General features: G+C 64.7%; 26 protein-coding genes. 17 read left to right on the forward strand and 9 right to left on the reverse strand.

Features of this window, described 5'->3' with window-relative positions:
- Nucleotides 1-88 precede the first annotated feature (88 nt).
- The 6 genes from EJ074_RS19850 to EJ074_RS19875 all read right to left on the reverse strand — a co-directional run bounded on the left by EJ074_RS19850 (nt 89) and on the right by EJ074_RS19875 (nt 4,778).
- On the reverse strand, nt 89-781 hold the full coding sequence (locus EJ074_RS19850) for a hemolysin III family protein (protein WP_095804705.1): 693 nt from the start codon (nt 779-781) through the stop codon (nt 89-91).
- 160 nt (nt 782-941) lie between these two features.
- Complete coding sequence (locus EJ074_RS19855) at nt 942-1,742, reverse strand: inositol monophosphatase family protein (RefSeq protein WP_129553660.1); 801 nt, start codon at nt 1,740-1,742, stop codon at nt 942-944.
- A 38-nt stretch (nt 1,743-1,780) separates the two neighbouring features.
- Nucleotides 1,781-2,347, reverse strand: coding sequence for an elongation factor P (efp, locus tag EJ074_RS19860; protein ID WP_095804703.1), 567 nt, complete (start codon nt 2,345-2,347; stop codon nt 1,781-1,783).
- Between the two features lie 104 nt (nt 2,348-2,451).
- Nucleotides 2,452-3,528, reverse strand: a complete 1,077-nt coding sequence (locus EJ074_RS19865; protein ID WP_165349979.1) for a tetratricopeptide repeat protein — start codon at nt 3,526-3,528, stop codon at nt 2,452-2,454.
- Between the two features lies 1 nt (nt 3,529).
- Nucleotides 3,530-4,177 (reverse strand): thiamine phosphate synthase, encoded by a 648-nt coding sequence (locus tag EJ074_RS19870; protein ID WP_095804701.1) that lies wholly within the window; start codon nt 4,175-4,177, stop codon nt 3,530-3,532.
- A 142-nt stretch (nt 4,178-4,319) separates the two neighbouring features.
- Nucleotides 4,320-4,778: a GNAT family N-acetyltransferase gene (locus EJ074_RS19875; RefSeq protein ID WP_095804700.1), complete on the reverse strand. Its 459-nt coding sequence runs from the start codon at nt 4,776-4,778 to the stop codon at nt 4,320-4,322.
- A 188-nt stretch (nt 4,779-4,966) separates the two neighbouring features.
- On the opposite strand from EJ074_RS19875, the gene EJ074_RS19880 reads away from it, so the two are divergent.
- Entirely contained in the window at nt 4,967-5,737 is a 771-nt protein-coding gene (locus EJ074_RS19880) for a sulfite exporter TauE/SafE family protein (protein WP_095804699.1), read from the forward strand.
- Between the two features lie 31 nt (nt 5,738-5,768).
- On the opposite strand, the gene EJ074_RS19885 is transcribed toward EJ074_RS19880, so the two are convergent.
- Nucleotides 5,769-6,320: a DUF2269 family protein gene (locus EJ074_RS19885; protein WP_095804698.1), complete on the reverse strand. Its 552-nt coding sequence runs from the start codon at nt 6,318-6,320 to the stop codon at nt 5,769-5,771.
- A gap of 536 nt (nt 6,321-6,856) precedes the next feature.
- Between EJ074_RS19885 and EJ074_RS19890 the strand changes: the two genes are divergently transcribed.
- The 5 genes from EJ074_RS19890 to EJ074_RS19910 all read left to right on the forward strand — a co-directional run bounded on the left by EJ074_RS19890 (nt 6,857) and on the right by EJ074_RS19910 (nt 10,754).
- On the forward strand, nt 6,857-7,384 hold the full coding sequence (locus tag EJ074_RS19890; protein ID WP_095804697.1) for a DUF1465 family protein: 528 nt from the start codon (nt 6,857-6,859) through the stop codon (nt 7,382-7,384).
- Between the two features lie 105 nt (nt 7,385-7,489).
- Complete coding sequence (ruvC, locus tag EJ074_RS19895; RefSeq protein ID WP_095804696.1) at nt 7,490-7,999, forward strand: crossover junction endodeoxyribonuclease RuvC; 510 nt, start codon at nt 7,490-7,492, stop codon at nt 7,997-7,999.
- 10 nt (nt 8,000-8,009) lie between these two features.
- Entirely contained in the window at nt 8,010-8,630 is a 621-nt protein-coding gene (ruvA, locus tag EJ074_RS19900; protein ID WP_095804695.1) for a Holliday junction branch migration protein RuvA, read from the forward strand.
- A gap of 43 nt (nt 8,631-8,673) precedes the next feature.
- Complete coding sequence (ruvB, locus tag EJ074_RS19905; RefSeq protein ID WP_095804694.1) at nt 8,674-9,711, forward strand: Holliday junction branch migration DNA helicase RuvB; 1,038 nt, start codon at nt 8,674-8,676, stop codon at nt 9,709-9,711.
- Between the two features lie 140 nt (nt 9,712-9,851).
- The gene (locus EJ074_RS19910) at nt 9,852-10,754 is read left to right on the forward strand and encodes a metallophosphoesterase (protein ID WP_095804693.1); all 903 of its coding nucleotides are present in this window, start codon (nt 9,852-9,854) and stop codon (nt 10,752-10,754) included.
- A 6-nt stretch (nt 10,755-10,760) separates the two neighbouring features.
- Here EJ074_RS19910 and EJ074_RS19915 read toward each other — a convergent pair whose 3' ends face one another.
- On the reverse strand, nt 10,761-12,011 hold the full coding sequence (locus EJ074_RS19915) for a cellulase family glycosylhydrolase (RefSeq protein ID WP_095804692.1): 1,251 nt from the start codon (nt 12,009-12,011) through the stop codon (nt 10,761-10,763).
- A 132-nt stretch (nt 12,012-12,143) separates the two neighbouring features.
- Between EJ074_RS19915 and ybgC the strand changes: the two genes are divergently transcribed.
- The 10 genes from ybgC (at nt 12,144) to ftsH (ending at nt 22,615) form a co-directional block, all read left to right on the forward strand.
- The gene (ybgC, locus tag EJ074_RS19920; protein WP_095804691.1) at nt 12,144-12,614 is read left to right on the forward strand and encodes a tol-pal system-associated acyl-CoA thioesterase; all 471 of its coding nucleotides are present in this window, start codon (nt 12,144-12,146) and stop codon (nt 12,612-12,614) included.
- Between the two features lie 313 nt (nt 12,615-12,927).
- Nucleotides 12,928-13,638, forward strand: coding sequence for a protein TolQ (gene tolQ / locus EJ074_RS19925; RefSeq protein WP_095804690.1), 711 nt, complete (start codon nt 12,928-12,930; stop codon nt 13,636-13,638).
- Nucleotides 13,639-13,647: 9 nt separating this feature from the next.
- Entirely contained in the window at nt 13,648-14,109 is a 462-nt protein-coding gene (gene tolR, locus EJ074_RS19930; RefSeq protein WP_095804689.1) for a protein TolR, read from the forward strand.
- Between the two features lie 8 nt (nt 14,110-14,117).
- Nucleotides 14,118-15,275, forward strand: a complete 1,158-nt coding sequence (locus tag EJ074_RS19935; RefSeq protein WP_095804688.1) for a cell envelope integrity protein TolA — start codon at nt 14,118-14,120, stop codon at nt 15,273-15,275.
- Nucleotides 15,276-15,354: 79 nt separating this feature from the next.
- The gene (gene tolB / locus EJ074_RS19940) at nt 15,355-16,626 is read left to right on the forward strand and encodes a Tol-Pal system beta propeller repeat protein TolB (protein ID WP_245420299.1); all 1,272 of its coding nucleotides are present in this window, start codon (nt 15,355-15,357) and stop codon (nt 16,624-16,626) included.
- A 42-nt stretch (nt 16,627-16,668) separates the two neighbouring features.
- Nucleotides 16,669-17,043, forward strand: a complete 375-nt coding sequence (locus EJ074_RS19945) for a four helix bundle protein (protein WP_129553661.1) — start codon at nt 16,669-16,671, stop codon at nt 17,041-17,043.
- A gap of 247 nt (nt 17,044-17,290) precedes the next feature.
- Entirely contained in the window at nt 17,291-17,797 is a 507-nt protein-coding gene (gene pal / locus EJ074_RS19950; RefSeq protein WP_095804685.1) for a peptidoglycan-associated lipoprotein Pal, read from the forward strand.
- Between the two features lie 192 nt (nt 17,798-17,989).
- Nucleotides 17,990-19,126, forward strand: a complete 1,137-nt coding sequence (gene ybgF / locus EJ074_RS19955; RefSeq protein WP_095804684.1) for a tol-pal system protein YbgF — start codon at nt 17,990-17,992, stop codon at nt 19,124-19,126.
- A 58-nt stretch (nt 19,127-19,184) separates the two neighbouring features.
- Nucleotides 19,185-20,576, forward strand: a complete 1,392-nt coding sequence (gene tilS / locus EJ074_RS19960; protein ID WP_095804683.1) for a tRNA lysidine(34) synthetase TilS — start codon at nt 19,185-19,187, stop codon at nt 20,574-20,576.
- Between the two features lie 104 nt (nt 20,577-20,680).
- Nucleotides 20,681-22,615 carry an ATP-dependent zinc metalloprotease FtsH gene (ftsH, locus tag EJ074_RS19965; RefSeq protein WP_095804682.1) on the forward strand — a complete coding sequence of 645 codons (1,935 nt, stop codon included), beginning with the start codon at nt 20,681-20,683 and terminating at the stop codon, nt 22,613-22,615.
- 462 nt (nt 22,616-23,077) lie between these two features.
- On the opposite strand, the gene EJ074_RS19970 is transcribed toward ftsH, so the two are convergent.
- Nucleotides 23,078-23,941 carry a hypothetical protein gene (locus EJ074_RS19970; protein ID WP_095804681.1) on the reverse strand — a complete coding sequence of 288 codons (864 nt, stop codon included), beginning with the start codon at nt 23,939-23,941 and terminating at the stop codon, nt 23,078-23,080.
- A gap of 366 nt (nt 23,942-24,307) precedes the next feature.
- On the opposite strand from EJ074_RS19970, the gene glmM reads away from it, so the two are divergent.
- Nucleotides 24,308-25,660, forward strand: a complete 1,353-nt coding sequence (gene glmM, locus EJ074_RS19975) for a phosphoglucosamine mutase (protein ID WP_095804680.1) — start codon at nt 24,308-24,310, stop codon at nt 25,658-25,660.
- Nucleotides 25,661-25,706: the final 46 nt, after the last annotated feature.

Below are 25,706 nucleotides of genomic sequence, written 5' to 3' on the forward strand. Positions count from 1 at the left end.
GGATCGCGCTGAAACGGATTCAGGCAGCGTGTTTTGTTTGATGCATGCCATCGTCCCTGAAGCGCTGCACACTTCCGGGCGACAACCATCAGAAGCGGCTTACGACCAGGCAGTCGACCATGGCCGCCAGGTGCAAGCCGGCGCCGGTGACGACGAAGCCATGCCAGACGGCGTTGTGGAAGCGCATGCCCTTCCAGGCGAAGAAGACCACGCCCAGCGAATAGACGACGCCGCCGGCGACGAGCAGGGCGATCGAGGCTGTCGGCAGCGTATCGAGCAGCGGCCCGGCCAGCACGACGCCGCTCCAGCCGATGGCGAGATAGAAGACGATCGCCAACCGGTCATAGCGCCCTGGCAGGAGCATCTTGATCGCGATGCCCAGCGCGGCGGCGGTCCAGACCACCACGATCATGGGCACGGCAAGCGTCGAATTGTGGAGCTGGGCGAGAAAAGGCGTGTAGGTCGACGCGATCAGCAGATAGATCGCGGCATGATCGAAACGGCGCAATATCCATTTCGCCGGCCACGCCACCGGCCACAGATTATAGGCCAGCGACACCGAAAGCACGGTGAGCAGCGAGATGACGTAGAAGACCGCGGCGAAATATTCGCCGGGCCCTGAATGGAAGGCGGCTAAAGCCAGAAAGGCCGAACCGGCGGCGATCGCCAGCACGATGCCCACGGCATGCACGATGCCATCCGCGATCATCTCGGCGCGGGAGTAATGCCAGCGCCCGATGAACGGGATCTCGATCTGGGTTTCTTGACGGGCTTTGCTCATAAATGGTCCTGCAGACCTTATCTGGGCAGCTGCGAACCAGTATTTCAAGCTTCGGTTGCGGTTTTGCGACCACGAGCGCGTCCTTTCGACGCGCAAAGGACGCTGCCGCATTTTCATTTGCGCACGCTCTGGCGCGTCGTGCCTGCGGCGCGACCTGCGATCAACGGGACGCGAGCGGCTTCCTGACGGTCTTGAGCAGCGCGCGCTGGATGACCTCGTTGCCGGCGACGACCGAGCCGCGCTCCAGCATTTCCTGTCCGCCCTCGAAGTCGGAGACGAAGCCGCCCGCCTCCCGGATCAGCAATAGGCCGGCGGCGATATCCCAAGCGGAGAGCCCGATCTCCCAGAACCCGTCCATGCGGCCGGCGGCGACGTAGGCGAGGTCGAGGGAGGCGGAGCCGAGGCGGCGAACGCCCGACACTTCCGCCATGACGTTGCGGAGCTCGATCAGGAAGTTGCCGTGCTGGCCGCGTCCGAGATGCGGCACGCCGCAGCCGATCACCGCATCGGTCAGCTTGGCGCGACCGGCGACCCGCAGCCTGCGGTCGTTCATGAAGGCACCGCCGCCGCGCTCGGCGGTGTAGAGTTCGTCCATCGCCGGATTGTAGACGACGCCGGCGACGATCTGGCCCTGCCGCTCGAGCGCGATCGAGACAGCGAACAGCGGGATGCCATGCAGGAAATTGGTGGTGCCGTCGAGCGGATCGACGATCCAGCGGTGCTGGTCGTCGTCGCCCTCGACGGCGCCGCGCTCTTCCATCAGGAAGGCATAGCCCGGCCGCGCCTTGGACAGCTCGGCAAAGACGATTTCTTCCGCCTTGCGATCGGCCTGGCTGACATAGTCGCCGGGGCCCTTCATCGACACCTGCAGGTTCTGCACTTCGCCGAAATCGCGCGACAGCGAGCGCCCGGCCTTCATCGCCGCCTGGACCATGACATTGAGGATCGCGGAACGCGCCATTTCTTCTTCCTGCTGCCCTTCTTCCCGCTGCTCGCCGCCTATTCCGCGCGGCGCACGTATGTGATTTCGTTGGTGTCGACGATGATGCGCTCGCCCGCCGCGATGAAGGGCGGCACAAGCACGCGGATGCCGTTCTCCAGCACCGCCGGCTTGTAGGAGGAGGCGGCCGTCTGGCCCTTCACCACCGGGTCAGCCTCGGTGATGGTGAGCGTCACCTGGTCGGGCAGCGAGATGCCGATCGGCCGTTCCTCGTAAAGCTGGACCGTCACCATCATGCCGTCCTGCAGGAAGGCGGCACGGTCGCCGACGAAGTCCTTCTGCAGTTCGAGCTGCTCGTAGCTTTCGGTGTCCATGAACACCAGCGCGTCACCCTGTTCGTAAAGGAAGGAAAAGTCCTTCATTTCCAGCCTGATCTGCTCGACCGTTTCGGCCGAGCGGAAGCGCTCGTTGAGCTTGGTGCCGTTGATCAGGTTCTTCAGCTCGACCTGGTTGTAGGCGCCGCCCTTGCCGGGCTTGACGGTGTTGGTCTTGACCGCCACCCACAGGCCGCCGTCGTGCTCGATGACATAGCCTGGACGGATTTCGCTGCCACTGATCTTGGCCATGATGAACTGATCCGGAATGAGATTTTTGGCGCAGCCCGCGCGTGTGGCGCCTCCAAGACCACAAATCGCGCACAGTGGCAAGGGAGGGCGGGCAAGGGAGACCTTCAGGGCAGGCGGTTGGCCTTCTGCAGCGCCTGCCTGGTCTGTTCGTCGTCGAGCCCTTGCAGGAAATCATCCATCTCGGCATCGATCAGTCCGGCGCGGCGGGCAACAATGTACCAGGCGCCGGCGAGGATCACGTCCGGATCGGTGCCGATGCCGCCCATGTAAAGCTTGGCCAGCCGGTTCTGGGCGGCGACGTTGCCGCCCTCGGCGGCCCGTTTCATCCAGGCGAAGCCCGACTTCAGGTCGCGCGCGCCGCCGCGCCCCTCGATCATCCAGGCCGCAAGGTCGATCTGCGCGGTGTCGTAGTTCTGACGCGCGGCCTGCGCGAGCAGGATGCGCGCCCGGGCATCGTCGTGCGGCTTGCCGCCGACGCCGTTGGCGTAGATCTGCGCCAATGCGTATTGCGCATCCGCAAGGCCCGTGGCGGCGGCGCGTTCATAGTAGGCCGCCGCCTTGGCAAGCCCGGCGTCGCCCGGATCCTGCTGGACGAGCAGTTGTGCGAAGTTGAACTGCGCCAGCCGATTGCCGGCCTCGGCGGCGGCCTGCATCAGCGCGAAAGCCGCCTTCTCGTCCTTCTTCACATAGCGCCCGTCGAGCAGCATCAGGGCGTACTGGAACTGTGCTTCCGGAACGCCCTGCTCGGCGGCAAGCCCATACCACTTCGCCGCCTCGGCGGCGTTGAGCGGCACGCCCAGCCCGCGCGACAGTATCTCGGCCACCAGCGTCTGGGCCGCCGGATCGCCATTCTTGGCCCGCACCATCGCGAGGTTGTAGGCGGTCTTGTAGAGCCCGCGCTGGAAGGCGCCATAGGCGGCGTCCGGAGGCCTCGCGCCAAAGCGGTCGGGATTGATGCTGTCGGCCGAGGGCGGCGCAAGCGTGGCCGGCTGCGGCAGCGGTTTGTCGATCGCCTTGTCGGCATGCACCCGATTTTCATGCGCACCGGCAGCGGGCTTGCTGGGATCCGGCGCGCTCGCAGCCGGCTTGGGCTGCGGCATCGGCACGGGTTCGGCTGCAGCCGCGGCCTGGATCGCAAGGGCGGCAGCCAGGGCCGCGAAGGGGAGCCGGGGCAGGCGCACGTCAGTCCTCGAAGCGGGGCGCGGTCTGGTCGAGCAGCGCATTGGCCGCGGCGACCGCCGCGCGCGGGTCCAGCCCGTCGGCGAAGACCGCGCTGGACAGCGCCACGAACTCGGCGCCTGTCGCCGCGACGGCTTCCACCGACCCGAGATCGGATCCGCCCATGACGACGCAGGGAATCTGGATCATCTGCGCCCACCATTCGCCAAGCGAGAGGTTGCGGGGATGCGGCTCAGACTTGTTGTCGTAGCCGAAGCGGCCGAAGAAAATATAGTCCGGGCGCTCCTCGCCAAGGTCCAGCGCGTCGTCGCGGGTCTTGGCGCCGCCAGCGCCGACCATCATCTTGCCTTGCAGGCGCTCGATCGTCTCGGCGAGATCATTGCGGCCCGCCTCGACATGGATGCCGTCGGCGTGAACGCGACCGGCAATGCGGCTGTCGCCCGCGATGACGACAGCGACGCCGGCGGCCTGGGCGATCGGCACGATCTTCTCGGCGAAGGCCTGGAAAGCCGCATCGTCCATGCCGTTTTCAGGCAGGATCAGCGAGGCGACGTCGCCGCCCTCGAATGCCGCGCAGATATGTTCAGCCGTCGCAAGCGGCGGCGCAATCAAAACGATGCGGCAGCGGTTGGGCGGCGTGGCTTCATTCATCGGTCTTCGATCCCGGTTTTCGCCTATGCCGGGCGAAGATGGTTGCATTGCGGCATAGAGCAAACCGGGCGGCTTGAACAGCCGGCTATGCGGCCGGCGCGGATCGATGGTCCGAACGGAGGCGGTGTCGGGCCACCTCCATTTACAGCGCCAGCTTGTAGCCGAGGTGGCTTCCCTTGAAGCCGAGCCGTTCGTAGAAGCGGTGCGCGTCGAGGCGGCTTCTGTTGGTCGTTAGCTGCACCACCCTGCAGCCCCGCTCGCGGCACTTTTCGATCGCCCATTCGAACATGCGCTGTCCAAGCCTTTCGCCGCGCCGGTCCGCCGCGACGCGGACGGCCTCGATCTGGCCGCGCCAGGCGCCCTGCAGCGACAGGCCGGCAAGGAAGCTGATCTGCAGCGTGCCGACGACGTCGGCGCCGTCAGTCATGACAGCAAGGAATTGGTTCGGGTCACGGTCGACCGCGGCGAAGGCATCCAGATAGGCCCGCGCCAAAGGCAGTCGCGTATCCTCGCGGGCGCTGCCAAGCTCATCGTCGGCGAGCATCGCGACGATCGTCGGGAGATCGGCTTCGGTCGCGCGGCGGATCGCGATTTTGCTCATTGTCAGAACCTCTGCTGGGTCGAGGAGTTATGCATGGCCGGCGCGATTGCCGCAAACCGCAAAGGCCGGGTTACGGACAATTGATCGTGCCGTCCGGTTGTCCGGCCACATTGGCTATCGCGACAGTTCGCATTCTGGTCTATTGCAGGACCTCCTGCCGACCTCATCTCCCAGCCGCTCTCTTCTCAATGTCAGGCCTGCCCAGCGACCCGTGGTTCTACGCCGCCGCCATTCCGGCGGTCATCCTCGTCGGCCTGTCGAAAGGCGGCTTCGGCGGTGCCGTCGGCTTCGTCGGCGTGCCGTTGATGGCGCTGACCATCCCGCCGGTGCAGGCCGCCGCCATCCTGCTGCCGATCCTGTGCCTGATGGATATCGTTTCGGTATGGACCTGGTGGGGCATCTATGACCGCAAGATGCTGGTCGAGATGATGCCGGGCGCCATCGTCGGTATCGGCCTCGGCTGGCTGACGGCGGCTCTGGTGACCGAGGAGATGGTGCGGCTGATCGTCGGCGCGGTGGCGCTGATTTTCGTGCTGCGCTGGCTCTATCTGCAATTGCGTCATGGTGCCGACCACGCGGCCGAGCCGAACCGCACGGCGGCCGCATTCTGGGGCACGGTTGCCGGCTTCACCAGCTTCGTCGCCCATGTCGGCGGCCCGCCCTTCCAGGTCTATGCACTGCCGATACGGCTCGACCCGAAGGTGCTTTCGGGAACGGCGACGATCTTCTTCGCCGCCACCAATGCGCTGAAGCTCGTTCCCTATTTCGCGCTCGGACAGTTCGACACCACCAACCTCACCGCTTCGGCGGTGCTGATGCCGCTGGCGCCGCTCGCCACGATCGCAGGCGCGTGGCTGGTGCGGCGCATGCGGCCGGAGGTGTTCTATCCGTTCACATACGCAACCGTCGCGGTGGTGGCGGTCAAGCTTTTGTGGGACGGTATCGCCGGCCTCATGTAAGGAGGAGGGCGGCCTGCCGCCGCCCTTGCCGTCAGGCAGCGCTCGGCACCATCTGACGGCCGCCGCCGACGGCGAGTGCCGCGCCCACTACCACGACCAGCGCCATGCCGGCGAGCATGCCGACATCATGCACAGTCGGCTTCAGGACCATGTCGGCGATGATCACCAGCATGACGGCATAGTCGAGGCGTGCCCAACTCATCATGCGCTGGCCGATGGCGAGAACCGCGGGCGTGACGCCGTCCTTGGCGATCATGGCGCCCATTCGCTCGCCGGTCGGCTTGAAGACGAGCATGCCAATCGAGAAGGTGGTGACGTAACCGGCGAGGCCGATGATGATCCACAGGTCGGAGAAGCCGACCCAGAAGCCGCACATGATAAGCCCGAAGATCAGGGTCAGCATCGACATCGGGGCGAAGTACTTGCCGCCGAGCTGACCGCTTGCGCGCATCGCCTGCAGCTTATCCTCGATGTTGCCGGCGCGCTGGGCAAGCACACCGAGCAGGAACAGGACGAATCCACCGCCGACCCACAGAATGGCCGAGACGACGTGGAGGAATTTGACGATCGAGTACCAGTCCATGCTTTGCTCCTGGAATGCATTTTTATGTCGCGGCGGCGCGAATTCGCGCCCGCCCCCTCAGAGAAGCGGGCCTTTAGCGTGCGGGCTGTATCGGAACGATGTCGCGCCGGCGGCCGGTATGTTTCGGCGCTGCGAATCGCGAGGGAAGGTCAGCCGCCGCCGAAAATCGGGATCGCGATGCAGCCTGTCCTGTTCCGGCACAGAAGAGCTCAATCGGTCAAAAAATCCGCCCGGCGTTAAGGCTTCGTTAAGCTTTACAGGTGTTTACTATGCACATCCAGTTTTGCTGGATTCTTACCGAGTGGTTGGAGCCACTTTGTTTGACGCCTCCCTGTTAAACTCCTGAGAGCCGCCTTATCCGCGGCTCTTTTTTTGTCCCCGGCAGGCCGGCCGGTGGCAGGGTTTGCGTTAACCGTTTGTTAAACATGCGCTTGCCTTCATGGGCGCCTAAGCGCATTTTCAAGCCTCAGTCGTTTAGGGTGCAGACGCGTCGGCAAGAATGCCGAATCGGCTTGCGGCAGTGCAGGGGCGTATCAATGACCGAGCCTTCGAAAGGCAGCGCGAAAACCATCAAGCTCGCGGAGCGCCGGGTCTTTTCCCAATCCTTCAAGCCGCTCTACCAGGAGGGTATGGGACTGGTCGAACAGGCCGCCGAATATCTCGACGGCAAGGGCAGAGCCGAGGCGAAGAAGCTGTCGCGCGCGGCGGCGACGCTCTATGCGGCCGAATCGATGCGGCTGACCACAAGGCTGATGCAGGTTGCGTCCTGGCTGCTTCTGCAGCGCGCGGCGAATTCCGGCGAGATGACGCGCGACCAGGTCGCCTCCGAGAAGTCAAAGGTGCGCCTCGACACGGCGTCCGCGCATGACGAAGCAGCCGGATGGAGCGAACTGCCGAAGGAGTTTCTGGAACTCGTGAGCCGGTCGCTGCGCCTGCAGGCGCTGGTGCGCCGCATGGACGAGGAAATCTATGGCTCGATCTACGACACGCCGGCCGTCAGCCGCCGCGCCAACCCGGTCTCCGACCAGATCAGCCTGCTGAACACGGCTTTCGCCCGCGGCTGATCCGGCTGCTTAGCCAAAATCCGAGCAGCCTGTTTCCCCCTTGAATCGTTTCTGGTTTGTTCACATTTCGCTGGCATCGCTTGCCGCCACGGGTAAAGTTGGCGCATGGGGGAAGCGATTCGCATCATCGGCATCGATCCGGGGCTGAGGCGCACCGGCTGGGGCATCGTCGAGAGCCTTGGCAATTCGCTGCGCTTCGTCGCTTCCGGTACCGTGCGCTCGGACGACAAGGCGCCGCTCGCAGCAAGACTCTGCCAATTGCATGACGGACTGGCCGAGGTGCTGCACCAAGCCATGCCGCACGAGGCAGCGGTCGAGCAGACCTTCGTCAACAAGGATGCGACCGCGACGCTGAAGCTCGGCCAGGCGCGCGGCATTGCCATGCTGGTGCCGGCGCGCGCCGGATTGGTCGTTGCCGAATACGCCCCCAACGCCGTCAAGAAGGCGGTGATCGGCGTCGGCCACGGCGAGAAGAAGCAGATCCACATGATGGTGAAGGTGCTGATGCCGAAGGCCATCTTCGACACGGACGATGCCGCCGATGCGCTGGCCATCGCCATCTGCCATGCGCATCATCGCCAGAGCGTCGCCTATCGGATGGCGGCTTTGGCATGAGAGGAATGCCATGATCGGCAAGCTGAAAGGCACGCTGGACGAGATCGACGAGGATTCTTGTCTCGTCGACGTGCATGGCGTCGGCTATGTCGCCTATTGCTCGGCGCGCACGCTGGCTTCCCTGCCGGGGCCCGGCGAGGCGGTGGTGCTGTTCATCGAGACCTATGTGCGCGAGGACATGATCCGGCTCTACGGCTTCCAGACAGCACTCGAGCGCGAATGGTTCCGCCTGCTGATGAACAATGTGCAGGGCGTCGGCGCCAAGGTGGCGCTGGCGGTGCTGTCGACATTGGCCCCGGCCGATCTCGCCAATGCGATCGCGCTGCGCGACATCGCCATGGTCAGCCGAGCGCCCGGCGTCGGCAAGAAAGTGGCCGAGCGCATCGTCACCGAGTTGAAGGCCAAGGCGCCCGCCTATGCGGGCGCTGCCACCGGCACGATCGGACTCAAGCAGGAGCTCGGCGCGGGCGTGGCGGCAGCACCGATCACCGACGCGGTCTCGGCGCTGGTCAATCTCGGCTATTCGCGCGACATCGCCGCCAATGCGGTGGCGGCGGCGCTGAAGGCGGCCGGCGAGGGTGCCGATGCCTCGAAGCTGATCCGCTTCGGATTGAAGGAACTGGCGCGGTGACGCGGCGCTTGTCCAGTTTGTTGGCGTATGCAAGGAAGGCGGCATGAACCTTTCGCCCCGCCTCATTGCTCCCGACAAGCGCGGCGAGGATGCCGACCAGACCTTGCGCCCGCAGTCGCTCGACGAGTTCGTCGGCCAAGCGGCGGTCAGGGCCAACCTCAAGGTTTTCGTCGACGCCGCCAAGAACCGCGGCGAGGCGCTCGACCATGTGCTGTTCGTCGGGCCGCCAGGCCTCGGCAAGACGACGCTGGCGCAGATCATGGCACGCGAGCTCGGGGTCAATTTCCGCTCGACCTCGGGGCCGGTCATCGCCAAGGCCGGCGACCTTGCAGCACTTCTCACCAATCTCGAGGACCGCGACGTCCTCTTCATCGACGAGATCCACCGCCTCAATCCGGCGGTGGAGGAAATCCTCTATCCGGCGATGGAGGATTTCCAGCTCGACCTGATCATCGGCGAGGGGCCGGCGGCGCGTTCGGTCAAGATCGACCTTGCCCGCTTCACGCTGGTTGCTGCAACGACGCGACTCGGGCTGCTGACCAATCCGCTGCGCGACCGTTTCGGCATTCCGGTCAGGCTCAATTTCTATACGGTCGAGGAGTTGGAGCAGATCGTGCGCCGCGGCGCCCGCATCCTCTCGATGCCGCTCGGCGACGACGGCGCGCTGGAGATCGCGCGCCGCGCCCGCGGCACACCGCGCATCGCCGGCCGGCTGTTGCGACGGGTGCGCGATTTCGCCTCCGTCGCCGGAGACGGCCATGTCGACAAACGCATCGCCGACGAGGCGCTGACCAGGCTGGAGGTGGACGGTCTCGGACTCGACGCGCTCGACCGCCGATATCTTTCGATGATCGCGCGCAATTTCGGCGGCGGGCCGGTCGGCATCGAAACGATCGCGGCGGGGCTTTCCGAGCCGCGCGACGCGATCGAAGACATCATCGAGCCCTATTTGATCCAGCAGGGCTTCATCCAGCGCACGCCGCGCGGCCGCGTGCTGACAGCCAATGCCTGGCGGCATCTCGGTCTCGATGCGCCAAAGGACCTTGCTCAGCAGCAGATCAGCCTGTTCCAGGAAGAGTAATGTGATTTGGTCGCCCGCTGCCGGGTGACGGCTTATCTGCGCAAAATCTCCTCGCCTCGGCCAAGCCGAAGGCGCAATTGCGGCCTCTAAGACAGGGGTGGATTGATGCAATTGCCGTTGCCCGGGCCAGGGACTTATCGATGATCACCAGACGTGGTTTCCTGCGGCTCGTCGGCGGCTCGTTCTTCTCCTTGGTGTCGCTCGGCGCCTATGCGGTCGGCATCGAGCCGATGCTGCTCACCCATGTCAAGCGCTACGCGCTGACGCCGCCGCATTGGCCGGCCGGGCTCAAGCTCCGCATCGTGGCGCTCGCAGACATCCATGCCTGCCGGCCCTGGATGACGCCGGAGCGCGTCGCCTCGCTGGCCGAGGAGGCGAACGCACTGCAGCCGGATCTGATTGTGCTGCTCGGCGACTATGTTGCCGGTATGCGCCTGGTCACGGAGCAGGTGTCGGCGGCGGAATGGGCTTCGGCCCTGTCCGGACTGAAGGCGCCGCTCGGGGTGCTGTCGATCCTCGGCAATCACGACTGGTGGCACGATGTTGCCGCGCAAGAGGCCGGGGCCGGGCCGACGATTTCGCGCAAGGCACTGGAAGGCGTCGGCATTCCAGTGCTGGAAAACGATGTCGTGCGCCTGGAAAAGGATGGACAAGGCTTCTGGATAGCCGGGCTCGCAGACCAGCTTGCACTGCGTCCGGGTCGTGCCTGGGGCCGGTCCAGCTTCAAGGGGCTGGACGATCTCAAAGGCACGCTCGCCAAGGTGAGCGACAACGCGCCCATCATCCTGCTTGCGCATGAGCCCGACATCTTTCCCGAAGTGCCGTGGCGGGTTTCACTGACGCTGTCCGGCCACACGCATGGCGGGCAGGTGCGGCTGTTCGGCTATTCGCCGGTCGTGCCGTCCGTGTTCGGCAACCGCTACGCCTATGGCCATGTGGTGGAAAACGACCGTCACCTGATCGTCTCCGGTGGGCTCGGCTTCAGCATCATGCCGGTGCGTTTCGGCGTGCGGCCGGAAATTTTGCATATCGAGCTGGGCTGAAACCAATCAGTGAAGTGACCTGATCAGATCCATCACTTCCGGCTCCGCCTTCTCGCCATCGAAGCCGTCGACGATGCCGAAGGCGCCGCCGTAGCTCCAGACCGACCAGGAAAAGCCATGCGTTTCGGCGCGGGCGATCATGTCGCCGACGTAAGCGGCGCGGTATTCGGCCGGCATGGCATAGGCGTTGCCATACTCCTTGCGGATCATGCCGAACTCGCCAAGCGTGATGTTTTCCGGCTTGATCCCGTTGGCTTTCGCCCAGGCGTCGACTGTCTTGAACGGCGCGTCCATGGCCGCGAGCAGCTTCTCGGGGCTGTCGAGACCAGCCACCTGTTCGTCGAGATAGGCCAGCAGACCGCTTTGCCGCGCCCATGGCGCCTCGGCTTTGATCCGGTCGCGGATCGTGTCCAGCGTCACGTCGAGCTGCGCACGTGACACGGCTGTCAGCGGATAGGGCAGGCCGGTGACATACTGAATGAAATCACCGGCCCAGGTCGCGCCCTGATGGGTAAGGAGGAACGGGTCGTAGGAATGGAAGGTCCAGATGACGTTGTCATCGGGGATCGCCTTCGGGTCGATCCTGGCCAGAGATTCAGCATTCGAATAGCAGCCGCCGGTGAGGATCAACGTCAGCCTGGTCGCCGAAGATCGCGCGGCCGCGAACAGTTTCTTCTGGCGGTCCGGCCAAAGGCTCGTGGCGCTGCCGTCGCAATCGACGATCGGTTCATTCATCAGTTCGAGCGCGACCTGGCCCGGTTCTTCGGCGGCGAGCGTGCGCGCCATTTTGCGCACCAGTTCGAGGTAAGCGTCGAAGGTGGCGGGGTCGCCCATCACCTCGCCCATGCCGATCGTGCGGTTGCCGCCGGCCGGGATCAGATGCAGATCGACGATGACCTTGAGGCCGGCGCGGTTGATCAGGCGCGCCGAGTCCAGCACGCTGGCATAGAGGTCGTCGCGCAGCGCCGGCGTCCGCTCGGACAGGAAAGGCGAGGGATCGACCGGCATGCGCAGGAAGTCGAAGCCGGCGTCCTTGAGCGCCTTGAGGTCATCTTCCTTGAGGAACTTGCGCCACTCCGGATAAGGCAGGATCGCCGCGCGATCGCCCCATTTGTCTTCAGCCGGCCAGGTGACCCACTGGTCGAGGTTGAGGCCGCGCTTCATGGTGAAGGCCGCCGCTTCAACTGGCTGAGCGAGCGCAAAGAGCGCCAGCAGTGCCGCCATCAAGGTCTTGATCATGCCGCCCAACAGTGCCATCCGGTTCCCGCGCGGGAACAGTGCGTGTCGCCCAAAAGTGCGCAGCGGTTTTGGGACAACGACACGCAAAAGGAAAATGCCTAAAGCCCGCCGGGCGTTAGGTGCCCGTTCGGGGCCGAAAAGGAAAGCGCGATGGACGATCATGGTGAATCGGCGACGCTCAGCGCCGGGCTTTCCGGGGCGCTGACCGAGTTCGGCCATCGCCTGATGGCTCGGGTCTACTATGCCGACACCGACTTCTCAGGCGTCGTCTACCATGCGCGCTACCTCGAGTTCTTCGAGCGCGGCCGGTCCGACTATCTGCGGCTCGCCGGCGTCCATCACACCGAGCTTGCCGACGGCAAGCATGGCGAGCGCATCGTCTGGGTGGTGCGCCGCATGGTGATCGACTTTCGCTCACCGGCCCGCATGGACGATATTCTCACTGTCGAAACACGCACGGAAGATATTTCCGGCGCCCGCATCTTCATGGCGCAGCAACTGAAGCGCGGCGCCGAGGTGCTGGTCGAAGCCAAGGTCGAGGCGGCGATCGTCGGCGAGGGCGGGAGACCAAGGCGCTTTCCAAAAGAGTGGATATCAGCCTTCATGCCCAAGGGACGGTGACATTCAGGTGAGCCCTGGCTGACATGAATTTCAACGCAACTTGATCTCGGTGGCGCCGAAGCGTTCAGCGCCAGGCGCGGCAATGCGCCGCGCTTTTGGATCCTAACCCATCCTTAACCATAACGGTTCATGAAGGAATTGGCGAAGATTGGCGCAATTCCTGCGCCTTCCTTTCACCAAGATTTGCCCCGAAAAGGCCGCGAAACGGTGCATTCGGGGCTTGTCCCGCAAGCTTCAAGCTTCGCGCGATCGGACCAAAGGGATGCCCATGGGCCACGCCAGCGATGCCCGGAAATTCTTAAGGACTTAAGTCATGGAAAACATCGCACTCGCCGAACCGGGCGCGCATTTATCGATTTGGGCCCTGTTCATGCAGGCCAGCTGGGTGGTCAAGCTGGTCATGATCGGCCTGCTCTGTGCCTCGATCTGGACCTGGGCCATCATCATCGACAAGCTCGTCGCCTATGGCCGGATGCGGCTGGCGCTGAACCGCTTCGAGCAGGTGTTCTGGTCGGGACAGTCGCTGGAAGACCTTTACCGCACGCTGGCCGACCGCAAGACCACGGGCATGGGCGCGATCTTCGTCGCGGCAATGCGCGAATGGAAGAAGAGCTTCGAGAAAGGCGCCAAATCGCCGCTGGCGCTGCAGACCCGCATCGACAAGGCGATGGACCTGGCGCTGACGCGCGAGATGGAAAGGCTGGAGGGCCGGCTCGGCTTCCTCGCCACCACCGGCTCGGCCGCGCCCTTCATCGGCCTGTTCGGCACCGTCATCGGCATCATGACCTCGTTCCAGGCGATCGCCGCGTCGAAGAACACCAGCCTTTCGGTCGTCGCTCCCGGCATCGCCGAGGCGCTGCTGGCGACGGCCATCGGCCTGCTCGCGGCCATCCCCGCCGTCATCGCCTACAACAAGCTGTCATCGGATGCGAACAAACTCGCCATGCGCATGGAAGGGTTCTCGGACGAGTTCTCCGCCATACTCTCGCGCCAAATCGATGAAAAAGTAGCCCAGAAGGCCTGAGGATCGATCATGGGGATGTCTGCTGCAGGCGCAGGTGGCATGGGGCGAGGCGGACGCGGCCATAGGCGGCGTGGGCGCCATCACGGCCTGATGTCGGAAATCAACGTCACGCCGATGGTCGACGTGATGCTGGTGCTGTTGATCATCTTCATGGTCGCGGCGCCGCTGCTCACCGTCGGCGTGCCTATCGACCTGCCTGACACGCAGGCAAAGGCGATGAATGTCGACACCCAGCCGATCACCGTGTCGATCAACTCCGCCGGCCAGATCTATCTGCAGGAAACCGAGATCCCGATCGAGGAACTGGTGGCCAAGCTGCAGGCGATCTCGAAGACCGGCTATGACGAGCGCATCTTCATCCGCGGCGATAAGATGACCGACTACGGCACGGCGATGAAGGTCATGGCCCGCATTTCGGCCGCGGGCTACAAGAACATCGGCCTGGTCTCTCTGCAGGAACAGGACCAGTAGACACGAAGATGAGGACCGGCCTCACCACATCGGTCATCTTGCATGCGACGGCGATCGCCTTCGGGCTGTTCACGTTGTCCACGCCGCCGGCCATGCCCGCCGCCGACGTTGAGTCGGTGGCGGTCGACATCGTGCCGATGGAAGCTGTCGCGCAGTCGCTGCAAGGCGACAAGAAAGCGGTCATGCATGACAAGCCGGCGCCGCTGCCGACGAAGCGTCCGGATATCGTTCCCGATGCCCAGAAGGTCGGCGAGAACAGCGTCGACACCGACAAGCCGGTGACGGACGAGGCGAAGCCGAAGCCGGTCGAGAAGACTTCGGCGCCGCCGCCGGCGCCGACGCCGAAAGAGAAGCAGGCTGCCGAGGACGTGCCGAAGCCGCAGGAAAAGCCGAAGCCGGTGCCGGCCACCGAAGTGGCGCCGACGCCTGCGCCGAAGGAAGAGGTCAAGCCCGAGCCGGTCAAGCAGACGGATCCCAAGCCGGCGCCGGCCAAGGAGCCGACGCCCGCGCCGACAAAGGACACGACCGCAGCCATCCAGCCGAAGGAAGAGGTCAAGCCGGACGCTGTGGCCGAGGCGATCGCCAAGCAACAGCCGACCGAGGAGGCGAAGCTTCCGGATTCGGCGCCGGCGCCGGCGGCGCGGCCGAAGCCGCAGCCTGCTCCGGCCGCGAGCGCCAAGGCGCCGGACCGCAAGGATGCCGAAAAGCCGGTCAAGGAAGCCTCGTCCAAGCCGAAGTCGGATGAGAAGCAGTTCAATGCCGATGAGATCTCGGCGCTGCTCGACAAGCAGAAGCCGTCAGGCGGTGGCGCCAAGCGCTCGACCCAGCAGTCGTCGCTCGGCGGTGAAAAGGACCAGGGCCAGAAGCTGTCGAAGTCTGAGCAGGGGGCGCTGGAAAATCAGCTTGGAGGCTGCTGGACCTTGCCTGTCGGGCTGGAAGGTTCAGAGAATTTCGTCGTGGTGGTCCGGTTCAATCTCGACACCAACGGCAAGCTCGACGGCCGCCCGTCGGTCGAGCAGTCGAGCGGCAATCGGCAATTCGACGAAAGCGCGGTGCGCGCGGTGCAGAAATGCGACGTGGCCGGCCTGCAGGTTCCCGCCGGCAAGCAGGACATCTGGAACGACATCCGGGTCACGTTCGATCCACGGGAGATGCTCGGCCTGTAGGGCCGGCGTCCAAACCATCTAAGAAGAGAAGCGAGAAGACATGAGATCTTTCCTCAAGCCGCTCCTGACGATTGCAGCCATGGCGCTGGGCATGACGGCAGGCGCCACACTGCCGGCCTGGGCCCTCGTCGAGCTCAACGTCAACAAGGGCAATGTCGAGCCGCTGCCGATCGCGATCACGGACTTCCAGTCCAACGATGCGCTGGGCGCCCAGATCACGCAGATCGTGACGGCCGACCTGAAACGCTCCGGCCTGTTCGCCCCGATCGACAAAAGCGCCTTCATCGAAAAGATCTCGGGCCCGGACGCCACGCCGCGCTTCGAGGACTGGAAGGTGATCAACGCACAGGCGCTGGTCACCGGCAGCGTCGGCAAGGAAGCCGACGGCCGCATCCGCGCCCAGTACCGGCTGTGGGACACGTTCGCCGGCCAGCAGATGGCGGGCGAGCAGTTTTTCGCCAATGACGCCAACACCAGGCGCGTCGCCCACATCATTGCCGATGCGATCTATGAGCGGCTGACCGGGGAGAAGGGTTACTTCGACACGCGCGTCGTCTTCGTTGACGAGTCCGGAGCCAAGAACGCGCGCAAGAAGCGGCTCGCCATCATGGACCAGGACGGCGCCAATGTGCGCTATCTCTCGGACGGCCGCTCGATCGTGCTGACACCGCGCTTCTCGCCGAACCGGCAGGAAATCACCTACATGTCCTATGAGAGCGGGCAGCCCAAGGTCTATCTGCTGCAGATCGAGACCGGGCAGCGCGAATTGGTCGGCAACTTCCCCGGCATGACGTTCGCGCCCCGCTTCTCGCCCGACGGCCAGAAGGTGATCATGAGCCTGCTGCGCGACGATGGCAATTCCAACATCTTCGCCATGGATTTGAGGAGCCGCTCGACCACGCGGCTCACCAATTCGCCTGCCATCGACACCTCGCCGTCCTATTCTCCCGACGGCAGCAAGATCGTCTTCACCTCGGATCGCGGCGGCCGCGCGCAGATCTATGTGATGGGCGCCGACGGCTCGGGCCAGACCCGCATTTCCTTCGGTGACGGCGTCTATTCGACGCCGGTATGGTCGCCGCGCGGCGACCTCATCGCTTTCACCAAGCAGACCGGCGGCGAGTTCCAGATCGGCGTCATGCGCACCGACGGCTCGGGCGAGCGCATCCTTTCCTCCGGCTTCCAGCAGGAAGGCCCGACCTGGGCGCCGAACGGCCGCGTGTTGATGTTCTTCCGCGACTCCGCCGGCGGTCCGAAACTGGTTTCGGTCGATCTCACCGGCCGCAACGAGCAGCCGATACCGACGGCGAACTTCGCCTCGGATCCGGCGTGGTCGCCGTTGCTTGAGTAGGAACTGAAGAACTGAGGAACTGAGGAACTGAGGAACTGAGGAATGGAGAAGCCAGGGCGCTTCGTTGAGCGCGCGAGAGACCTGGGAGTCTACCAGCGCGCCTATGCAGTTTCTCTCGAGATGCACCCCACCCTTGGTTTTCCGAAAATTGAGCAATACGCGCTGGCCGATCAATTGCGCCGCTCGAGTAAAGCGATTTGCGCCAATCTGGCCGAGGGATTTGCCAAGCAGAGCCACTCCAAAGCCGAATTTGCTCGTTTCGTTTCGATGGCGATCGGCTCGTGCAGCGAAGTGGAGACCTGGATATCCTACGCGTTCGACCTTGAGTACATCACACCGGACCAACTCGATGCGTGGCGGCAGTCTTACGCCCTCGTTCATGGGATGCTTGTGAACTTGAGGGAAAAGCTGACGTAATTTTTTCCCTCAGTTCCTCAGTTCCTCAGTTCCTCAGTTCCTCAATTCTTCAGTTCTTCAATTCCCCCTTTTTTCATGTTTTGGCCGCATTTCCGCCTACGGTCCGCGCGCATCGTGGCGCCCTCGCGAGAATGGCCGAGGACGGCGGCCTGAAACCAAATATTAACCGTGTTTCTTGAATGCCGGTTAACCCAAACGTGGTTACTGGGTGATCAACGAAATCACTCGAATGCGAAGGAGAGGCGGCATGGGCCGTATCGCAGCACTTACCAGAAACCCGGCGATGATCGCGCTGGTGGCAGCGCTTGCCATCACCGGTTGCGCCTCGAAGAAGACGCCCAACAGCGCGGCCGATCTCGGCCTGAACGGCGCCGGCGCCGCCACGCCCGGCTCGGCGCAGGACTTCACCGTCAACATCGGCGACCGCATCTTCTTCGACACCGACTCCTCGTCGATCCGCGCCGACGCGCAGACCACGCTGTCGCGCCAGGCGCAGTGGCTCAACCAGTACAGGCAGTATGCCATCGTCATCGAAGGCCATGCCGACGAGCGCGGCACGCGCGAATACAACCTGGCCCTGGGTGCCCGCCGCGCCGCCGCCACCCGCGACTTCCTGGTCTCGAAGGGCGTTGCCGCGAACCGCCTCAAGACGATCTCCTACGGTAAGGAGCGTCCGGTCGCGGTCTGCGACGACATCTCCTGCTGGTCGCAGAACCGCCGCGCCGTCACCACGCTTTCCGGCGCCGGTTCCTGACGCATCGCATCGGCGGCAAAAATACAACATCTCCTCACGAAAGGCGGCCTCAGGGCCGCCTTTTTCGCATGCGACAGGCTGAAACAAAATTTGGCCGAAGTCTCGCGTCCTGCTATGAGCGCGACGGCGCTTCCTCCCATTCCGATTTGGAAAGGCGCATCAGGCCAACAGATTTCACGGCGAGAGACATAAATGCATTTCAGAACGGTCCTGAGCGGCACGCTTGCGCTGCTGCTCGCATCAAGCATCTCAAGCGTCGCCGCCCCGGCAGGCAGCACCGCGCAATCGCCAGACAGCGGATTCACCTTCCATCTGCCGACACTCGGGATCTTCGGCGACAAGACGAAGCCAGAGCAGGCGCAGGTCGCGCAGCAGGACGGCGCCGGGGCGACCGGGCTGGAAGATCAGCTTCGCCAGATGAACGGCAAGATCGAGGAACTCAACTTCCAGATCCTCCAAATGCAGGAGCAGATGCGCAAGCAGCAGGAAGACAACGAGTTCCGCTTCCAGCAGCTCGAGGGCGGCTCCCAAGGCGCTAAACCGACGGGCCAGAAGAAGTCCGAGGCCGCGCCCCAGAACGGCGATGCGAATGGTGGCGATGCGGGCATGGCTGATGCCGGCGCCGACACCAACGTCGCCGATGCTCCGCCGACGCAGGCTCCGGCCGCTGCCGGCACGCAGAGCGGCGGCAAGAGCGTCAGCGAGGTCATCGTGGAGTCGCAGACCGGCGATCCGGGCAAGGTGATCACCGGCGCGCCGCCGAAGACCTTCGGCACCATTACGGTCGACAAGAACGGCAATGTCGTCAATGCCGAGACCGATCCGCAGGCCAGCGCGCCAGCGGGAGCTCCGGCGGCGACGGCGAGCGCTCCGACCGCCGAGACGCCGGCCAAGAGCGGCAAGACCAAGTCGGGCGGCACGGTCATGGCTTCTCTGCCCTCGACCAACGACCCGGACGAACTCTACCGCAACTCCTACCAGTTCATCCTGTCGGGCGACTATCCGACCGCCGAGCAGGGTTTTCGCGACCATATCTCCCGCTTCCCCAAGGATGCCAAGGCTGCGGATGCGCATTACTGGCTGGGCGAGTCGCTGCTCGGCCAGCAGAAATACCGCGACGCGGCAGAGGTCTTCCTTGGCGCCAGCAAGGATTATCCGAAGGCCAAGAAGGCTCCCGACATGCTGCTCAAGCTCGGCGTAGCGCTGGTCGGCCTGAAGCAGAACGACGTGGCCTGCGCCACCTTCAGCGAGATCGGGAAGCGCTATCCCGATGTTTCCGGCGCGCTCAAGGAACGCATCAAGCAGGAGAAGGCGCTGGCGTCGTGCTAGCTTTTCTCTCGCATGTGGTTGCTCCACAAGCGGGACCGTTTCCGCGCGACATGCAGTAATGCCCGGCACTGAGCCTGAGTTTTCGGGCCGCCTTTTTTCAGATTTCGATTTTTCCAGCGGCGCCGTTGCAGCCGTGTCCGGCGGCAGCGACTCGACCGCCCTGCTTCTTCTCCTCAAAGACCGCCTCGATCGAGACGCGCCCGCGGCAAGGCTGCTGGCGGTAACCATCGATCATGCCCTGCGGCCGAATTCGGCAGCGGAAGCGCGCGCCGTGGCGGAACTCTGCGCCGCTCATGGCATCGCGCATCGCACCCTGATCTGGTCCGGACCCAAGCCGGCGACCGGCCTGCCCGCCGCGGCGCGCGAAGCCCGCTACCGGCTGCTGGCCGAGGCGGCTGAAGGGGAAAGCATCGGCCTGATCCTGACCGGCCATACCGCCGACGACCAAGCCGAGACCGTGCTGATGCGACAGGCGCGCGACGCCGGAACTCGCGACGGAGACGATGACGGGCGCGGCCTGGCGGGCATGGCGCCTGCCACGCTCTATGGCTGGCGGACCTGGATCGGAAGGCCGCTGCTCGGCACGCGGCGGGCGGTGCTGCGTCAGTTTCTCAAGCGGCGAAACATCGGCTGGATCGAGGATCCGACCAATGTCGACCAGCGTTTCGAGCGCCCGCGGATGCGGGCGGCGCTCTCGGGCGGCGAGGGCGAGGCTCGCTTCGCCGCGGCGATCGCAGAGGCCGGGCAGGCCGCCGCCGCGCGCGAAGAACTCGGCAGCCGCGCCGCCATTCTGATCGGGGCCTTCGCCAGCCGGCCGGCTTCCGGACTTGTCCGCCTTGATCCCGCCTTTGCCGCCAGCGAGGACGGCGAGGCCGCGACCTACGCGCTGCGCATCCTGCTCGCCACGATGGGGGGCACATCGTTTCTCGCGGACGAGGCGCGCTCGCGTCGCCTGTTCGAGAGACTGCGTTCCGGTTCGCTTTGCGCCACATTGTCGCGGAGCGTGGTGGATGCGCGTCGAAGCGGCATCTTTCTCCACCGCGAGAGCCGAAATCTGCCGGCACCCGCTCCGGCCGAGGACCACAACTGCTGGGACGGTCGGCGGCGGATCACATTGGGCGACAAATCGGACGGGTTGGTGATCGCCCCGTTGGGAGTGGCCGCCGCCAAACGCGCTTGCGCCGACGAAGCTGCGCCCGCCGGCATAGTGCGCAAGGCGCTTGCCAGCGAACCCGCGCTGTGGCGCGATGACGAACGCCTTGATTCTGCTGGCGGCGGCGGCTTGCGGCCGCCAATCGCGGCGGCCCCATTGGTGTCGCCGTTCGCACGCTTCCTGCCGTGCTTCGATTTGCTGCCCGCCGCCGCCGTGGCCCGGCTGATCGGCGCAGCGCAGCCGCCGGCTTCGCCCTTTCGCGGCCATGATCGCGGCCGACCATGGTCGAAAGCTTAACCGACCCGTGCTGTTCTGCTTGGCAAGGAGAGGCGCTCTCCCTATGTTAGGCTCAAGCTTCCTCCATCATCGTGGTCCCCGCGCGGACGCCAACAGGACAATAGATGAACCCGAACTATCGCAACCTCGCGCTCTGGGCGATCATAGCCGTCCTGCTCATTGCCCTGTTCAACCTTTTCCAGACGCCACAGACGCGGGGCGCTACCAGCGATATCGCCTATTCGCAGTTCCTGCAGGACGTCGCTTCCGGCCGGGTCAAGAGCGTGACGATTGCCGGCGCCCGCATCTTCGGCAACTACACGGACAACGCCAACGGCTTCCAGACCTATTCGCCCGGCGATCCGTCGCTGGTCTCCAGGCTGCAGGACAAGAACGTCACCATCACCGCCAAGCCTGAAACCGATGGCTCCAATTCGCTGTTCGGCTATCTGATCTCGTGGCTGCCGATGATCCTGATCCTGGGCGTGTGGATTTTCTTCATGCGCCAGATGCAGTCCGGCTCCGGCCGCGCCATGGGCTTCGGCAAGTCGAAGGCCAAGCTGCTCACCGAAGCGCACGGCCGCGTCACCTTCCAGGACGTTGCCGGCGTCGACGAGGCCAAGGAGGATCTCGAGGAGATCGTCGAGTTCCTGCGCGACCCGCAGAAGTTCCAGCGCCTCGGCGGCAAGATCCCGCGCGGCGTGCTGCTGGTCGGCCCGCCCGGAACCGGCAAGACGCTGCTCGCGCGTTCGGTCGCGGGCGAAGCCAATGTGCCGTTCTTCACCATCTCCGGCTCGGACTTCGTCGAGATGTTCGTCGGCGTCGGCGCCAGCCGCGTGCGCGACATGTTCGACCAGGCCAAGAAGAACGCGCCCTGCATCATCTTCATCGATGAAATCGACGCGGTCGGCCGTCATCGCGGCGCCGGCCTCGGCGGCGGCAATGACGAGCGCGAGCAGACGCTGAACCAGCTGCTGGTCGAGATGGACGGCTTCGAGTCGAACGAGAGCATCATCCTGATCGCCGCCACCAACCGGCCCGACGTGCTCGACCCGGCGCTGCTGAGGCCCGGCCGCTTCGACCGCCAGGTCGTGGTGCCGAACCCCGACATCGTCGGCCGCGAGAAGATCCTCAAGGTGCATGTGCGCAATGTGCCGCTGGCGCCCAATGTCGACCTCAAGGTCATCGCGCGCGGCACGCCCGGCTTCTCCGGCGCCGACCTGATGAACCTCGTCAACGAATCCGCGCTGATGGCGGCGCGCCGCAACAAGCGGCTCGTCACCATGGCCGAGTTCGAGGATGCCAAGGACAAGATCATGATGGGCGCCGAGCGTCGTTCGTCGGCGATGACGCAGGCCGAGAAGGAACTGACCGCCTATCACGAGTCCGGCCACGCCATCCTGGCCCTTAACGTGCCGACGGCGGACCCGCTGCACAAGGCGACCATCATTCCGCGCGGCCGCGCGCTCGGCATGGTCATGCAGCTGCCGGAAGGCGACCGCTATTCGATGAGCTACAAATACATGATCTCGCGTCTGGCGATCATGATGGGTGGCCGCGTTGCCGAGGAATTCAAGTTCGGCAAGGAGAACATCACCTCCGGTGCCTCTTCCGACATCGAGCAGGCGACCAAGCTGGCGCGCGCCATGGTCACGCGCTGGGGCTTCTCCGACAAGCTCGGCCATGTCGCCTATGGCGACAACCAGGAAGAGGTCTTCCTCGGCCACTCCGTGGCGCGCACGCAGAACATCTCGGAAGAGACGGCGCAGATCATCGACGCCGAAGTGCGCCGGCTGATCGACGATGCCTACTCGACCGCCAAGGCCGTGCTGACCAAGAAGAAGAAGGACTGGATCGCTCTGGCCGAGGGGCTGCTCGAATACGAGACGCTGACCGGCGACGAGATCAAGCAACTGATCGCCGGCCACAAGCCCGCCCGCGACCTCGGCGACGACACGCCCCCCAGCCGCGGCTCGGCCGTGCCGAAGGCCGGCACCGGCGGCCGCCGCAAGAAGGGCCCCGAGCCCGAAGGCGGCATGGAGCCCCAGCCGCAGGGCTAGTCTGGAAACACCGATCGAACGAGCGCCGCGGCCTTGCCGCGGCGTTTTTGCTTTGAAGAGCCGGAGGTCGGGCCTACACGCCGGCGATTGTCGAAAGCCGGCGCGACAGCCAATCTCCCCCCTCCTGGGGCCCTCCTGGGGGAGATGCCCGGCAGGGCAGAGAGGGGCGCTGTCCCGCCGGCATGTCGAGCGTGGCTTTGCGCCCGTTAATAAGTCCCCGCCGGGTCTCGGCCTGCCGAGCCGCACCTTCGTGAGCAAACCAAGTAGGATGAAGGAAGCGATCCTTCGCGCCCCCCTCTGTCCTGCCGGACATCTCCCCCACGCGGGCCCCTCGAGGGGGGAGATTGGCAGCGTCGTCGTCGGCGCTTCGCCAACAGCGCAGACACAGTCTCGATGATCTCCAGCAAAAGGTCCGCGCATCCGGCGACGCGCGGGCCTTCATCTGGAGAGTCTGTGCTGAAATCAGCTCTTCAGCTTGGCATTGCACAGGCTGTAGAAGCCGCCGCCCTTCTGGATCCACTTCAGGCCGTTGAGCGTGTTGGCGTCCTTGTTGGCGTAGTACTGCTCGAGGCAGGTGTGCATGCGGGCCTTGGCCGGGGTCTCGTTGGCGAATTTCGACGAGATGGCGGTCGGGAAGGTGACGCCCTTCGGCGCGGCTGCGGTCGGCTTTGCCGGCTCCTTGGTGTAGGTCGCTTCCGTCGGGGCCGGGACAGTGTCGTCGTCGGCGGCGCCTGTGCCGCACTCGGCCTTGCGGAAGTCGTTCCACTTCATGCCGTTGAGCTTGTTGGCCGTCTTGGCTGCCTGATACTTGCTGCTGCATTCAGCCATGGTGAGGCCCTTGGAGCCTTCGGCGGCTTCGGTCGAGGTCTTGGCCGCAGCCGGCTTGGTCTCGGCCGCGGCGGTCGCGCCTGCACCGCATTCGGTCTTGCGGAAGTCGTTCCACTTCATGCCGTTCAGCGTGCCGGCGGCCTTCGCGGCCTGGTACTTGGCACTGCATTCCTTGGCGGTCAGGCCCTTGGCCGAGCTGTCCGCTGCTGCGGTGGGCTCCTTCGCCTTCTTGGCCGGCTTGGTCTCGGCCGCCTCGGTGTTGGTCTTGGTGTCAGTGGCTTTGGTGTCCGTCGCCTTGGTATCGGTCGTGGCCGAGGCCTCGCTGCCGCACTGGGCCTTGCGGAACTGATTCCAGGTCTGGCCGTTGAGCGTTCCGGCGTCCTTGGCCGTGTTGTACTTGGTGCTGCACTCGGCCATGGTCAGCGCGCTCGCCGGCGCCGCCACGAAAAAGGCTGCCACGGCGAGGCCCGTCACTGTTGCAAGTCTATGAATAAGCATGGCGTCTCTCCCTTGTTGCCGTCAGGTTGTGTCCCTATGCCAAATCAATAACTCTCAATGTCGGGTTGCGCCAGATGCTTCCATTGCGAACCCCGTCACAAAGTGTGTTCCTCCCGATAAGGTGATGAATTGCTTACGATTCTCCAGGCAAGCAAGGTCGGATATGCGCTTTGAACGGAAAAAGCTCGTCTCGGCTGCTATATTGCCGTTACAATGAGAGGTCGTGGCAGGGACGCCGAATCATTTGAATCCGCCGCCACAATGATTTTCTAAGGGAATGGTAATATATAATCGCGAAACGTGATGATCGGATGCGGCCCAATTATGGCAATACGGGCCGCTGAAACCGACGGGGACCTAATAAACATGGCAGGGCAATATTTCGGCACCGACGGCATCCGCGGACGCGCCAACAAGTTTCCGATGACGGCCGAGGTCGCCATGAGGGTTGGCATGGCGGCCGGACTCTCCTTCCAGCGCGGCAACCATCGCCACCGCGTGGTGCTCGGCAAGGACACCCGGCTTTCCGGCTACATGATCGAGAACGCGATGGTGTCCGGCCTGTGCGCCGCCGGAATGGATGTATTCCTGCTCGGCCCGATCCCAACACCGGCAGTCGCCATGCTGGTGCGCTCGCTGCGCGCCGACATCGGCGTGATGATCTCGGCCTCGCACAATCCCTACTACGACAACGGCATCAAACTGTTCGGTCCTGACGGCTACAAGCTTTCCGACGAGATCGAAGAGCGCATCGAGGGAATGCTCGACAAGGACATCGAGCTGGCGCTTGCCGATTCGGACGGCCTCGGCCGCGCCAAGCGCGTCGATGGTGTCCATGACCGCTATATCGAATTCGCCAAGCGCACCCTGCCGCGTTCGATGTCGCTTTCGGGGCTGCGCATCGTCGTCGACTGCGCGAATGGCGCCTCCTACAAGGTGGCGCCCGAGGCGCTGTGGGAGCTCGGCGCCGAGGTCGTTGCCATCAATGTCGAGCCGAACGGCTTCAACATCAACAAGGAGTGCGGCTCGACCCATCCGGCCGGGCTGCAGAAGAAGGTGCATGAGGTGCGCGCCGACATCGGCATCGCGCTCGACGGTGACGCCGACCGCGTGGTCATCGTCGACGAGAACGGCGCCATCGTCGATGGCGACCAGATCATGGCGCTGATCGCCGAATCCTGGCACCAGAGCGGCCGGCTCGCCGGCGGCGGCGTCGTCTCGACGGTGATGTCCAATCTCGGTCTCGAGCGCTTCCTCGGCGACATGAAGCTGCAACTGCACCGCACCAAGGTCGGCGACCGCTATGTGGTCGAGCACATGCGCGCGCACGGGCTCAATGTCGGCGGCGAGCAGTCCGGCCACATCGTGCTCTCCGATTTCTCGACCACCGGCGACGGCCTCGTCTCGGCGCTGCAGGTGCTGGCCTGCATCAAGCGGCAGAACCGGCCGGTCAGCGAGCTGTCGAGGAAATTCGAGCCGGTGCCGCAGCTTCTGAAGAACGTGCGCATCGCCGGCGGCAAGCCGCTGGAGGAGGCCCCCGTCAAGGCGGCGATCGAGGATGCGCGCAACCGGCTGGGCAAGAGCGGGCGCCTCGTCATTCGGCCCTCGGGCACCGAGCCGCTGATCCGCGTCATGGCCGAAGGCGACGACCCGCAACTGGTCGAAGCCGTCGTCAACGACATCGTCGGGATCATTTCGGAAACCCGCAGCGCCGCCTGACGCCCGCCGCCGCGTCCGACATCCCGGAGCCCGCCAGCAGGCGGGC

The organism is Mesorhizobium sp. M3A.F.Ca.ET.080.04.2.1, from assembly GCF_003952525.1.
In the GTDB taxonomy this organism is placed as follows: Bacteria; Pseudomonadota; Alphaproteobacteria; order Rhizobiales; family Rhizobiaceae; genus Mesorhizobium.

Excerpts from the sequence above, each read along its gene's own strand:
- efp (WP_095804703.1), bottom strand. The coding sequence starts at position 2,347 with ATGGCCAAGATCAGTGGCAGCGAAATCCGTCCAGGCTATGTCATCGAG.
- EJ074_RS19890 (WP_095804697.1), top strand. The coding sequence starts at position 6,857 with ATGACCGAGCCTTCGAAAGGCAGCGCGAAAACCATCAAGCTCGCGGAG.
- tolB (WP_245420299.1), top strand. The coding sequence starts at position 15,355 with ATGGCGCTGGGCATGACGGCAGGCGCCACACTGCCGGCCTGGGCCCTC.
- EJ074_RS19945 (WP_129553661.1), top strand. The coding sequence starts at position 16,669 with ATGGAGAAGCCAGGGCGCTTCGTTGAGCGCGCGAGAGACCTGGGAGTC.
- EJ074_RS19970 (WP_095804681.1), bottom strand. The coding sequence starts at position 23,941 with ATGCTTATTCATAGACTTGCAACAGTGACGGGCCTCGCCGTGGCAGCC.
- ruvC (WP_095804696.1), top strand. The coding sequence starts at position 7,490 with ATGGGGGAAGCGATTCGCATCATCGGCATCGATCCGGGGCTGAGGCGC.
- tolR (WP_095804689.1), top strand. The coding sequence starts at position 13,648 with ATGGGGATGTCTGCTGCAGGCGCAGGTGGCATGGGGCGAGGCGGACGC.
- EJ074_RS19885 (WP_095804698.1), bottom strand. The coding sequence starts at position 6,320 with ATGGACTGGTACTCGATCGTCAAATTCCTCCACGTCGTCTCGGCCATT.
- EJ074_RS19870 (WP_095804701.1), bottom strand. The coding sequence starts at position 4,177 with ATGAATGAAGCCACGCCGCCCAACCGCTGCCGCATCGTTTTGATTGCG.
- EJ074_RS19850 (WP_095804705.1), bottom strand. The coding sequence starts at position 781 with ATGAGCAAAGCCCGTCAAGAAACCCAGATCGAGATCCCGTTCATCGGG.
- pal (WP_095804685.1), top strand. The coding sequence starts at position 17,291 with ATGGGCCGTATCGCAGCACTTACCAGAAACCCGGCGATGATCGCGCTG.
- EJ074_RS19910 (WP_095804693.1), top strand. The coding sequence starts at position 9,852 with ATGATCACCAGACGTGGTTTCCTGCGGCTCGTCGGCGGCTCGTTCTTC.
- EJ074_RS19880 (WP_095804699.1), top strand. The coding sequence starts at position 4,967 with ATGTCAGGCCTGCCCAGCGACCCGTGGTTCTACGCCGCCGCCATTCCG.
- EJ074_RS19855 (WP_129553660.1), bottom strand. The coding sequence starts at position 1,742 with ATGGCGCGTTCCGCGATCCTCAATGTCATGGTCCAGGCGGCGATGAAG.
- EJ074_RS19875 (WP_095804700.1), bottom strand. The coding sequence starts at position 4,778 with ATGAGCAAAATCGCGATCCGCCGCGCGACCGAAGCCGATCTCCCGACG.
- ybgF (WP_095804684.1), top strand. The coding sequence starts at position 17,990 with ATGCATTTCAGAACGGTCCTGAGCGGCACGCTTGCGCTGCTGCTCGCA.
- ybgC (WP_095804691.1), top strand. The coding sequence starts at position 12,144 with ATGGACGATCATGGTGAATCGGCGACGCTCAGCGCCGGGCTTTCCGGG.
- ruvB (WP_095804694.1), top strand. The coding sequence starts at position 8,674 with ATGAACCTTTCGCCCCGCCTCATTGCTCCCGACAAGCGCGGCGAGGAT.
- ruvA (WP_095804695.1), top strand. The coding sequence starts at position 8,010 with ATGATCGGCAAGCTGAAAGGCACGCTGGACGAGATCGACGAGGATTCT.
- tilS (WP_095804683.1), top strand. The coding sequence starts at position 19,185 with ATGCCCGGCACTGAGCCTGAGTTTTCGGGCCGCCTTTTTTCAGATTTC.
- EJ074_RS19935 (WP_095804688.1), top strand. The coding sequence starts at position 14,118 with ATGAGGACCGGCCTCACCACATCGGTCATCTTGCATGCGACGGCGATC.
- glmM (WP_095804680.1), top strand. The coding sequence starts at position 24,308 with ATGGCAGGGCAATATTTCGGCACCGACGGCATCCGCGGACGCGCCAAC.
- EJ074_RS19915 (WP_095804692.1), bottom strand. The coding sequence starts at position 12,011 with ATGGCACTGTTGGGCGGCATGATCAAGACCTTGATGGCGGCACTGCTG.
- tolQ (WP_095804690.1), top strand. The coding sequence starts at position 12,928 with ATGGAAAACATCGCACTCGCCGAACCGGGCGCGCATTTATCGATTTGG.
- ftsH (WP_095804682.1), top strand. The coding sequence starts at position 20,681 with ATGAACCCGAACTATCGCAACCTCGCGCTCTGGGCGATCATAGCCGTC.